A 9,324-nucleotide genomic window follows, 5' to 3' on the forward strand; every position below is an offset into this window, starting at 1 on the left:
ACAAAAGCAAAGAATTTTATGGAATTCCTGTACCTCATATCCCAAAACATACTCTCTCCTGCCATTCTGTTCTTTGCCCTTGGCATCGCAGCGGGTTTCGTAAAATCAGACCTGGAAGTACCAGATAGCATCAGCCGGTATCTTTCCATCTATCTGATGATGGCAATCGGTCTGAAAGGCGGCGTAGCCATCGCTAATACGCAAGAATTTACACCACAGATATTATTAGCCATTAGTGGTGGATTCGCGGTGAGTCTTCTGCTGCCGTTTCTTTCCTACAGCATCTTGCGACTAACCACGAATCTTGATCGCCCAACGGCTGCTGCCGTTGCCGCGCATTACGGCTCGATCAGTATGGTGACCTTCGCCACCGCCACCACCTTCTTAAAAGTAACGACATCGCTTACGCAGGCTATATCGTAGCCATCCTCGCGCTGATGGAAGCACCGGCTATTCTTACAGGACTTTTTATCGCACATAAAACCGCACCCGAAACACGCACTCACAAAAAGGAAGAGAAAAAACTCTCCCGCGAGATTTTTACGAACGGCGCGATACTGCTGCTTTTCGGAGCATTTCTAATTGGCTGGATTACTGGCCAGCCGGGTTTTGATAAGGTATCAGGCTTCTTGGATGCGCCATTCCAAGGCATCCTCTGCCTGTTCCTCCTCGATATGGGATTGCTGGTGGCCAAGAACCTGCATCACCTCAAGAGCTTAACATGGCCGCTGGCGCTGTTTGGCATCTACATGCCAATCATCGGCGCAAGCATTGGCGTTAGCATCAGTTGGCTCATCGGCCTTGATGTCGGCACCGGCACGTTGCTCACGGTGTTGTGCGGTAGCGCCTCCTATATCGCAGTGCCTGCTGCTATGCGCCTTGCCCTGCCAGAAGCTAAGGCCGCGATTTATGTGCCGATGAGCCTTGCCATTACCTTCCCCTTTAACGTGACGCTGGGCATCCCACTCTATTTCGCCATCGCCACCCGACTGCTTAACCACTAACCGAAAACCGGATCTTGGAGTTTATTGAGGTGATTCAGAGCATCTCACAATTTCTTTAGCATGAGATATTCGTCATAGTAGTCATTTCCAATTTTCAGTGCGTCCGGCTCTGTACCATAAACAATAAAGCCATGCTTTTTATATAGTGCAGTAGCGGCCTCATTATTTGTGGCAACCGTTAGATGGATTTGTTCATGTGTCGGCTTAACATACCCTATAACATGCTCAACTAAAGTGCTGGCAATGCCCTTGCTGCGATATTCTGGCTTTACATAAAGTCCAAATAGTACAGCACGGTGTTTAAGATTGCCGGGCTGCATTGGAAATGTTCCGACTAGACCTACCATTTCGCCATCTGTTTCATAGGCAAACATTGTCCCTCTTTTCAGGGAATCATGAAACCATGCTTCATCTTGTTTCTGCACATTTTCAAATGACTCACCAAATGATTCGGGATTAAGTTTGACGGCCTCAAGCCTTAATACTTTCCACTGCTGAAAATCATTTTCTGTAAGTTGCAGAATCACTGTTAGAACCGCTCATCTCGTTGAATTGCCTAATTTCTATCCAAATCCGAGCAAATTGGGTATCGGAAATTTAGAACCAGAGCCAACTCTTTGTCCCACACGGAATTGAACCGCTTTTGCGTATACTAGTTCTGAAGTGGTGCCCCTGGCCGGACTCGAACCAGCACGCCTCGCGGCAGTAGATTTTGAGTCGGTCAAAATACACAATTTTTCCCTTAAGGCACAGTTTACTATCTATACAGATGCTGACCGAGAAATCAAGATGATAACGAGCTATTTCAATGCTTTCCGAGGTGAGAATTTTCAATCCACCCAAATCTATAGTTTTCTATCGTGTCCGTTACGTTTTTAGAGCTTTTTAGCCGCCGTGCCTACCATTTGGCGACTAGTAGAGCCTTACAACGTATATATGTTTCATAGTCTAGCGGGGGCTAGGAACACCATAGGCAGATTGCACCTAAGCGGTGTGCCGACTGGTATGGTCGCGCGTGAATAATGCAATATAATCTTCAATTACCTTTCTCTTATAACGAACATGAGCTCGTGGTCCATTGCCTAGTTTTACATACACTGGACCATCACCATTAACTCGCCATTTCTCCAATGCCTTCGTGGTGATGCCTAATTCACTTGCCACCTGCCGAGGCTCATCAACTCATTTGGATTTTTGAGTGGGCAGTTTTGGATTTATTCCTTCGAGGCCACTAATTTTTTCTAATGAGTTCGTTTGCTTCCTCCTTTGCCTGGATGCCTTCACCTGCGAGCAAAAACTAAATTAGTAAAATGCAGCTGGGGCACTAATACCAAAATCGTATCCAAGACCTTAACCTTCTGTGCGGCATCTGCTGCATCAAGAACTTTTCGCATCGCTGCACTAGTGGTTTTACGTTGTGTTTTCATTATGCTTCTCCTTTGGTTTGGTTGTTTCTTCGGGTAGTGAGATTTACGACCTTCTGGTCTTGCTTCTGCAATATCGAGCTGATCTGCGTACCCACTGCATTGGTAAGTTTTTTGCGGTGAGAATCTACAAGGTGAGAATATCGTTTAGTGGTTTGGGGCGTTAGATGCCCTAAAAGCTGTCCAATTTCTTCCAAGGTAAGCCCTGCCATGATAGCAAATGATGCAAACGCATGGCGCAGATCATGCTTGCGCAAATCCTTGATGCCCGCCTTTTCTAAAATCCTACCCACATTTCATGCTAGGCGGGGAATGATGCCTGCCGAGCTTTTCTTGCACTCCGACAAATAAGCTGGGGAACAAATACGGATTACCAACTACCCGCTCCAGCTTTGCGATTTCATCCAGTGCCTCCGGGGCAAGATTGACCTTTCTTTCCTGTTTTGGAATCTGGAAGCTCTAGCGCCATCTTCATAATTGATGTACTCCCATTTTGCCGTGAGCAATTCCCCTGCCGAGCGCCTGTGAAAATCAGCAGGCGGAAAAATCATCATACTGCGTTCTTCGCTGCCGTCTGCTTCGGCGGCGTTAATGGTTTCTATCCAGCCGGCGCAATTCTGCTTCATTGAGATAACGCTCACGCTTATTTTCTTTGTAGCGTTTAATGCCAAGGCAAGGGTTGCTATTTTGTGCGCGTAGCCCCCAATCTTCATAAACACTCATCTGTACGAAAGCGACAGGCAAGTGAACGTTGGCATTAATCAGGGTGTTTTGTGAAGTTTGCCATACACTCTTGCACATCTTTGCGCGTAATATCCTCAACACACATATTCCTAAAGTGCGGTAGTATAGCTCCATTAAGAACGTGCCGCTTTCCTCTTACCGTTGATGGTTTGTTGTGATGCGCGATGTACTCCTTGAGATAACGTTCGCTAATATGTTTGAATAAGTTTTTGCCGCGCTCTACGTCACGATTTTCTGCTGGGTCATCGCCAAGTACGATTTTGGCAAGATATTCTTTTGCCTTTGTTCGCGCCTGTTCAAGTGTAAAAACACCGTGCTTGCCTATTTTAATACGCTTCTTCGGCGCTCGCCTGCCACCGCCACCACTACGATAATCCAAAACGTAAATTTTGGAACCGCTCGGCTCTACTTTCAATGAGAAGCCTGGAACTTCTGCATCATGAATATGGTAACGATGACCAGCAGGTTGAGCGTTATCAATAATGGTTTTGGTGAGTTTGCATTTCTGTAACTGGTTGGTTGTGGTGTGTTTTCCATTTGTGCCTATGCTCCTATAATTCCTTTCGGTTGATGTAATCTCGGTTCAGCTTGCCAAGGCTGTCCGTGTGGTCACGCAGTCGGATTTCTTGGTCGATGACCACTGCCGCTAACGTGCCTTCATGCTCTTCCTTGAGAGCCCGCAGCTCCTTTGTTGAACTCTCAAGGATTTTCCTCGTTAAATCGGTCATGCTCTTAGCGCCTCCTGCGCAGCTGGTGGATTGAACGGCTGCACCACGCCTTCGATGACTGAATAAGTCTGACCAGTGCCGCGCGCGGACAAGTCAGGTGCATTTTCCTCTGGACGTTTTGCCATACACACCAGCGCAGGGATGCCTGTGGAGGTAACCATCGCCATCATTCCGGCACGGTTGCGGCGGTCATTGATTTCGTCAATGTCATCAATCACCAGCAATTCAGAGCGGTCAGCCATTGCGATTGCTGCCTGCAGAACAATGCGCACCGCATAGCGAGCTGATCGGGAAAGTAAGCTGTAGTGCCTTTGCCCACGCCAGATTTCCAAATCATTATCCAGCCAGATATGCTCGCAGCCATAAGCCACGCTCAAAGGTTTCAGCACCTCTTCACAGAATTTTGTTATCTGCTGGTCGAGCTTTATCTTGCGAACGCCGCTTTGACCAAGCGCTGCAACCAGCTCCTTTTGGGTCAGGATGCGCTCATAAAGCTGCTGGGATTTATGGAAGGAATTGAAATCATCCAGCCTGCGTTCGGCTTTGGCGTAGGCGGTGCGCATGGCTTCCACGTCCACAATCGCACCTCCCGTGCGAGACTTTCCAATTTTTCTTTTGCTTTCTCAACCTCTGTGAGCTGGTGCTACGCCAGTGTGACTTCATCACGCAGGCGGGTTGCTTCGACTATTTGAGTTTCAGCTCTGCGCCAAGCTCCAAATATCTTTCCTTGATGCGCTCATCGACCGTTTCTGCTTGGGTCAATTTTTCGCTCCTGATTAAGCATGGCTGTGAACCGCAATCAGGGCAAACAAGCGGCTCATCACCACTATAACCAAGCGCATTCAGGTCTTTCGTTAGGTCTGCATACTTGGTTTCTGCCGTTTGCAACTCTGCTTTTGCATCAGAAAGCCGCTTTTCGTATTCTGGCAACCCTATCCACAAGCCTTTGCCTGAGTGCGGTCAAATGCCGCTGCACCTTGAACTTTCAGCGAATCTTCCAGCTCCTTTTTGCTTCGGCATAAGCAACCTCAAAGGTCAGTGCGCTCGGCACGTTCAAATCCATTTCCCAAGTGGCAGGTCGCCAGTTGCCGGCAGATGATACATTCCACTTTGTTTCGCCTGTTGCGTTTTTTCCATTGCCCTGTCAGATCTGCTTCATCAGATTTTGCCGGCGTGAGCTTCATCAGCCAGATTCCTGAATCTGTTTCCAAATATCTGGCAACTGGTGGTCAAGGCTTTTTGGCAATTTCACCTTGAGGTCATCAAGCGTGGGGTTGGCTTTGAGCAGGCTGATAAAATAGGCAACCTTCTCGGTATTGCTCAAACTGAAAATGCTTTTAAGCCCAACAGCAAACTCGGATGCCTGAACTGGTTTGCCCTGTCCGTTAATCTTGCATTCTGCAAGCGGCCGAAAGTGCAGTGGCAACGTCATCACGCCCCAGCTCAACTTTGCCGCTCTTGGCGCCATCATGCACCAGCATTTTGGCATCTTTCTTGGCAATATGGCGTGGCAATGGTTGCTGTGCAGCCGCAAGTGCTACTGCCTGCGCAATGCTGGATTTGCCATTTTCATTTTCGCCCACCAATAGCGCCACTGGCGCAATGGAAAAGCTGGCTTCCTTTATTTTTCTGAAATTGTTTATGTTTACGGTGATAGTCATAGTTAAAATCCTCCTGTGTCGTGTTGGTTAAAAGATGCGGGGTGTCCTGGCGGTGGGCCATCCATCGTTTGATTAGGCTTTGGCGCAGAATTCTTTGCAGCGATCGGCTGCGGTTGCTTTTTGTCATTCAGGTTAATGCTGGGCAGCGGCTTTTCGCTTTCGCTGGGCGCAGGCAATGCTGTGGCGGAAACCACCGCATCCAACTCGGCACTATCTTTGATGAAGGCAATGCTGCGCAGATCGAGCTTGCCGATTTCTGAAAAATCATCCAGCTGGGCGGCACGTTTCATCTGCGTGGTAAGCGGCAACTGCTTGCAGGCTTGCTTGATGGATGACTTCATGCACATCGGCTTTGCCCACTTCACCACATGCGGTATCGGCAAAGCTTTTCAGCCTTGAGCTTTCCTTTGCATCATTGCCAGCGGCTGCAATAGCATCACGCAAATAGCGGTAGGTATCGGAGCTTTCCCGAATTTTAATCAGGTCACCGCGCGGCGACAATCGGAATTTTTGACATTCGGATTTTCCGTGAACATCACCACGCAATATGAGGCAATGATATTGTCGAAATCTGCATCGTCAGTTTCACGCTCTAGCGACGGTTCATGCGTCAAAAACGCTTGCCCACTGTCATACTTAAAGGATTCACCGCGGTAGATGACGTTCGTGGTTATCGCAAAAATGCTTGGCGATTGATAGGACAGATAGAGAAATCCTCGGTTGCCAATCTGGAATGTGCATTCCATTTTTGTTTTCCAAGTGTTCGTTTCCTTGTCTTTGAAGTTGCGCTTGCGCGGAATAAGGAAAGCCTGCTGGAGCGGCGTGTTCGGCTCCAAACCAAGTGATGCTGCTGCCATAAATGCACCGAGCACTGTTTCAGGTTCACAATGCTTCAAATCAGGGCTTTTATCGAGGGCAGTTCACTGCCAGATTCAGCATCCTGTCGGGCGTCATGTATATTCAGGCACTACTTTTTCCAGCGCCTTCTTCGTTGCTGGTTTATTCAGTAGGTCGAAAATCGTTAGGTTCTTTTCCATTTTTACTCTCCTTTGTTTTTATGTTCGCGGCAAAACTCTGTTCCCCACACTGGGCAAAATCGGTCAGAACAAAGCATTGACTGCGGGTTGGCGATAAATGACGTGGGGTCACCTGTTTCTCGGTATTCCGCCACATCACGTTTCAGACTTTTCAGAATTCCGCGCGCAGCGTTCATCGCCGATCCACGTCGTAATGATAAGTTTCTGGTTCTGGCTCGCGCGCGGCAGATAATCTTCAATGATGCTTTCAACCGTGCGGCCATGTGCCATACACAGCATTCCGTATGCGCCGTATTGCGAGATGTGGGCGCGACTTGCTGCGCCAGTTTTCAGGTCACGGATAGTAACCAATTCACGAACATCGAATTTTCCTGACAGGATGTAGCCATCGCCAATATCGGCTTCCAGCCTGATTTCTACTTCTACAGGCTGAATGCCTGGGGCAACTTTCAGGCGATAAATATTCACCAGCGTTTTGAGCTGTAGCTCGGCGCGGTCATAGGTCGGCGTGGTGGAATCATAAACAATGCCTTCCATGTTTTGAATCGTGTGGAAGGTTTCAAACGCCATATCCATAGCTTCGGAAGCATTGCCGAGTGAACCGTCTTTGATTTTTTGCGACAGCGAGAAGTTGGCGGCTTCATGGGTGCTTGTGCCTAGAGCAGCGCCAATTCCTTGTGATGTTTCCCTAAACGTGTAGCCCTGCGCAGCCAATTCTTCCCAAAGCAGCTTTGCCCCCGTGCGACGAAGGCACAATCAGCGTATGAAGGCAGGCTCGATGACCTGATGACGATTGGTTTAGTAGTGGGCATAGCGCGGCGGCCTCTATGCCTTTCTTTTCGGTTTGGGCATCCTTTCGTTGTGCCAAGCCAAAATGTTCTGCCTGTTTGCGCCTTGCAAACAGCGATTACCTGCTGGCAACGTTCAATCCCGGAACAAGCCGATATGACAGTGTTCGCCCGATATTCTCGATGCCAAGTCGTTCCGCAAGCCACGAATAAACAGCGTTTCGATATCGCTTGCGGATCTGCGCGTGTAAGTTTTCCTCGTCACGCCCCCACAGCGGATCGAGCGCATTATGTGCCGCAATCCGCCACCGCTTTGTTTCTGCATCCGCGGGAATGCCTAGCGGCTTTCCATCAGGATGCGCTCCGTGTGTAGCGCGACAGGCGGGGAAGTTGATGCAGCCATAAAACGGACGATTGTATTTATGGCTTTCGCGCAGAACCATCTCACCGCCACACTCTGGGCAATCAAGGACGGTGGATAATGGGTAAATGTCGGCCAGCCGCGGGCGAGGTGACAAAGTGTGTTTATACGGCCGGTTACCATCCAGACCTCCCAACATTGCATAATTGATGTGCTGATAATGTGGCGGCGGAGCGGTATTCCCTCGCATCGCGCTCGCGTTCTTCGTTCCAGCTGTCGAGCTCGTCCATCAGGTCATCATGGAAGGTGATGGTCACGGTTTTGCTGGTGGCATCTATCTCGTGGCAGTAAGCGCCAAAGTATTGAAAGCCATGCCTGCGCCAGCCATGAGCGTAATCATCCAGCTCCTGCATGGCATCGTCATAGGAAGCGCAAGCCTCGCTTTCGATTCTAACCTCACGGCTGGGCTTGCCGGTAACTGGATGCTTCGTAGTTTTTTCCCAAGCATTAAACCAAAGTTGCGGCATAAGAGCCTCCTTCTGGTTCTTCGCTGAAACGCTGCCGTTGTCCGTTCAACTCGTGCAGAATTTCATCGTCAGCAATAACGTGCTGACCTCTTATTTCTAATTTGCCGAAATGCAGTGGTGCATCGGCGCAATCATCCTCATCGGAAAATGCGTGTTTCCCTCTCGTCATAGTTAGCCTCTTGGTCTTTTGGTGGTTGTGGTAGCTTCATATCATTTACATAGTAGCTTTGTTAGCTACTTGTAACATTGCAGGTATGCTAAAATACGTCAAGCGAAATCGACCTCCGCGCGCGAGAAATCGCCGCGCAAAGCCGCGCACACTCAAGATCTTTTCTCATCAATGCCCGCTGGCGCCTCAATGCTCTTTCTATCTTCCTCAGCATAAAGAAGCACCTGACCATTCTTGAGCGAGAAGTAGCCAACGATCGGCACTCCATCGGAACTGCCTTTTTGGGAAAGGAAAGCCTGAAACCTCGGCGAAAAATTATACTTGTAATAACTGCGGAGCTTTTCCAGCTGCTTCATCTGCAAGCCCTGCGGCTTTTTGTCATTAAACAGGCGACTGATCGTGGTTTCGTCAATGCCTGCATTGCGCCCCAAATCAACACGATAGATGCCTTTTGCCAAAGCCAGATCGGTTATGTATTGCTTGCAGAACTTGGCGTGCTGGCTGATTTTAGCCTTGTCCTCGTCCATATTGTAAATCAGGTTGGTGGCAAAACCGGGTTCCAGACCATAGGCTTTATACAGCAGGAAAACTACTCGCTCTGAAAGCGTGCGGTCGCCTGGGCGAGTTTGCGCATCATTATAGAACTGGCGCAGCGTTTCCTTGCCCACTGGTTTGCCGCTATACTTATCCGCCAGCAGGTTGCAGGCTTCCGTCATTTGCAGAAAATTATCTCCAAAGCGCGACTGAATATCATCAGCCAGCTCTTTTGTGCGTGTCGGAAGTTTCTTTGTATCAAGTTGTGTCATTTTGCGTCTTTGCTAAGTCCGTAATAAAAAAAGTTTTCACCATCGCTTCCGATGTTCCCCCACAGAATACTATTT

The 9,324-nt window shown here is 48.8% G+C and carries 19 protein-coding genes and 1 pseudogene; 1 reads left to right on the forward strand and 19 read right to left on the reverse strand.

Features of this window, described 5'->3' with window-relative positions; translation table 11 throughout:
- Positions 1-18: 18 nt before the first annotated feature.
- A pseudogene (locus IPP74_11525) lies at positions 19-1,004 on the forward strand (sodium-dependent bicarbonate transport family permease).
- 44 nt (positions 1,005-1,048) lie between these two features.
- Here the strand turns inward: IPP74_11525 and IPP74_11530 are convergent.
- The 19 genes from IPP74_11530 to IPP74_11620 form a co-directional block, all read right to left on the reverse strand.
- Positions 1,049-1,531: a GNAT family N-acetyltransferase gene (locus tag IPP74_11530; protein MBL0319899.1), complete on the reverse strand. Its 483-nt coding sequence runs from the start codon at positions 1,529-1,531 to the stop codon at positions 1,049-1,051.
- A gap of 753 nt (positions 1,532-2,284) precedes the next feature.
- Complete coding sequence (locus IPP74_11535) at positions 2,285-2,431, reverse strand: hypothetical protein (GenBank protein MBL0319900.1); 147 nt, start codon at positions 2,429-2,431, stop codon at positions 2,285-2,287.
- Positions 2,431-2,721 carry a tyrosine-type recombinase/integrase gene (locus IPP74_11540; protein MBL0319901.1) on the reverse strand — a complete coding sequence of 97 codons (291 nt, stop codon included), beginning with the start codon at positions 2,719-2,721 and terminating at the stop codon, positions 2,431-2,433. The genes IPP74_11535 and IPP74_11540 overlap by 1 nt, the downstream gene beginning before the upstream one ends.
- A gap of 84 nt (positions 2,722-2,805) precedes the next feature.
- Positions 2,806-3,141 carry a hypothetical protein gene (locus IPP74_11545; protein ID MBL0319902.1) on the reverse strand — a complete coding sequence of 112 codons (336 nt, stop codon included), beginning with the start codon at positions 3,139-3,141 and terminating at the stop codon, positions 2,806-2,808.
- Between the two features lie 44 nt (positions 3,142-3,185).
- Entirely contained in the window at positions 3,186-3,587 is a 402-nt protein-coding gene (locus IPP74_11550) for an integrase arm-type DNA-binding domain-containing protein (GenBank protein ID MBL0319903.1), read from the reverse strand.
- Between the two features lie 136 nt (positions 3,588-3,723).
- Positions 3,724-3,900, reverse strand: a complete 177-nt coding sequence (locus IPP74_11555; GenBank protein ID MBL0319904.1) for a hypothetical protein — start codon at positions 3,898-3,900, stop codon at positions 3,724-3,726.
- Positions 3,897-4,478 (reverse strand): hypothetical protein, encoded by a 582-nt coding sequence (locus IPP74_11560; protein ID MBL0319905.1) that lies wholly within the window; start codon positions 4,476-4,478, stop codon positions 3,897-3,899. Before IPP74_11560 ends, IPP74_11555 begins: the two co-directional genes overlap by 4 nt.
- Positions 4,479-4,584: 106 nt before the next feature.
- Entirely contained in the window at positions 4,585-4,830 is a 246-nt protein-coding gene (locus tag IPP74_11565) for a hypothetical protein (protein MBL0319906.1), read from the reverse strand.
- A 98-nt stretch (positions 4,831-4,928) separates the two neighbouring features.
- Positions 4,929-5,084 (reverse strand): hypothetical protein, encoded by a 156-nt coding sequence (locus IPP74_11570; protein MBL0319907.1) that lies wholly within the window; start codon positions 5,082-5,084, stop codon positions 4,929-4,931.
- Positions 5,084-5,332 carry a hypothetical protein gene (locus IPP74_11575; GenBank protein MBL0319908.1) on the reverse strand — a complete coding sequence of 83 codons (249 nt, stop codon included), beginning with the start codon at positions 5,330-5,332 and terminating at the stop codon, positions 5,084-5,086. Before IPP74_11575 ends, IPP74_11570 begins: the two co-directional genes overlap by 1 nt.
- A complete protein-coding gene (locus tag IPP74_11580) occupies positions 5,286-5,561 on the reverse strand; it encodes an AAA family ATPase (protein MBL0319909.1) in 276 nt (91 codons plus the stop codon). Before IPP74_11580 ends, IPP74_11575 begins: the two co-directional genes overlap by 47 nt.
- A gap of 2 nt (positions 5,562-5,563) precedes the next feature.
- A complete protein-coding gene (locus IPP74_11585; protein MBL0319910.1) occupies positions 5,564-5,902 on the reverse strand; it encodes a hypothetical protein in 339 nt (112 codons plus the stop codon).
- Entirely contained in the window at positions 5,826-6,062 is a 237-nt protein-coding gene (locus tag IPP74_11590) for a hypothetical protein (GenBank protein MBL0319911.1), read from the reverse strand. Before IPP74_11590 ends, IPP74_11585 begins: the two co-directional genes overlap by 77 nt.
- The gene (locus IPP74_11595) at positions 6,041-6,457 is read right to left on the reverse strand and encodes a recombinase RecT (GenBank protein ID MBL0319912.1); all 417 of its coding nucleotides are present in this window, start codon (positions 6,455-6,457) and stop codon (positions 6,041-6,043) included. The genes IPP74_11590 and IPP74_11595 overlap by 22 nt, the downstream gene beginning before the upstream one ends.
- 276 nt (positions 6,458-6,733) lie before the next feature.
- Complete coding sequence (locus IPP74_11600) at positions 6,734-7,312, reverse strand: hypothetical protein (protein ID MBL0319913.1); 579 nt, start codon at positions 7,310-7,312, stop codon at positions 6,734-6,736.
- 193 nt (positions 7,313-7,505) lie between these two features.
- The gene (locus IPP74_11605; GenBank protein ID MBL0319914.1) at positions 7,506-7,829 is read right to left on the reverse strand and encodes a hypothetical protein; all 324 of its coding nucleotides are present in this window, start codon (positions 7,827-7,829) and stop codon (positions 7,506-7,508) included.
- A gap of 94 nt (positions 7,830-7,923) precedes the next feature.
- Positions 7,924-8,274, reverse strand: coding sequence for a hypothetical protein (locus tag IPP74_11610; protein MBL0319915.1), 351 nt, complete (start codon positions 8,272-8,274; stop codon positions 7,924-7,926).
- On the reverse strand, positions 8,255-8,443 hold the full coding sequence (locus IPP74_11615; GenBank protein MBL0319916.1) for a hypothetical protein: 189 nt from the start codon (positions 8,441-8,443) through the stop codon (positions 8,255-8,257). The genes IPP74_11610 and IPP74_11615 overlap by 20 nt, the downstream gene beginning before the upstream one ends.
- A 152-nt stretch (positions 8,444-8,595) precedes the next feature.
- Positions 8,596-9,249 carry a hypothetical protein gene (locus IPP74_11620; protein MBL0319917.1) on the reverse strand — a complete coding sequence of 218 codons (654 nt, stop codon included), beginning with the start codon at positions 9,247-9,249 and terminating at the stop codon, positions 8,596-8,598.
- Positions 9,250-9,324 lie beyond the last annotated feature (75 nt).

It is taken from the genome of Alphaproteobacteria bacterium, assembly GCA_016722515.1.
Classification (GTDB): Bacteria; Pseudomonadota; Alphaproteobacteria; order Rickettsiales; family JADKJE01; genus JADKJE01.

Coding starts and splice junctions, on each gene's coding strand:
- IPP74_11615 (MBL0319916.1), bottom strand. CDS start 8,443: ATGACGAGAGGGAAACACGCATTTTCCGATGAGGATGATTGCGCCGAT.
- IPP74_11555 (MBL0319904.1), bottom strand. CDS start 3,900: ATGACCGATTTAACGAGGAAAATCCTTGAGAGTTCAACAAAGGAGCTG.
- IPP74_11535 (MBL0319900.1), bottom strand. CDS start 2,431: ATGAAAACACAACGTAAAACCACTAGTGCAGCGATGCGAAAAGTTCTT.
- IPP74_11610 (MBL0319915.1), bottom strand. CDS start 8,274: ATGCCGCAACTTTGGTTTAATGCTTGGGAAAAAACTACGAAGCATCCA.
- IPP74_11570 (MBL0319907.1), bottom strand. CDS start 5,084: ATGAAGCTCACGCCGGCAAAATCTGATGAAGCAGATCTGACAGGGCAA.
- IPP74_11545 (MBL0319902.1), bottom strand. CDS start 3,141: ATGAAGATTGGGGGCTACGCGCACAAAATAGCAACCCTTGCCTTGGCA.
- IPP74_11605 (MBL0319914.1), bottom strand. CDS start 7,829: ATGGTTCTGCGCGAAAGCCATAAATACAATCGTCCGTTTTATGGCTGC.
- IPP74_11585 (MBL0319910.1), bottom strand. CDS start 5,902: ATGAAGTCATCCATCAAGCAAGCCTGCAAGCAGTTGCCGCTTACCACG.
- IPP74_11575 (MBL0319908.1), bottom strand. CDS start 5,332: ATGACGTTGCCACTGCACTTTCGGCCGCTTGCAGAATGCAAGATTAAC.
- IPP74_11620 (MBL0319917.1), bottom strand. CDS start 9,249: ATGACACAACTTGATACAAAGAAACTTCCGACACGCACAAAAGAGCTG.
- IPP74_11580 (MBL0319909.1), bottom strand. CDS start 5,561: ATGACTATCACCGTAAACATAAACAATTTCAGAAAAATAAAGGAAGCC.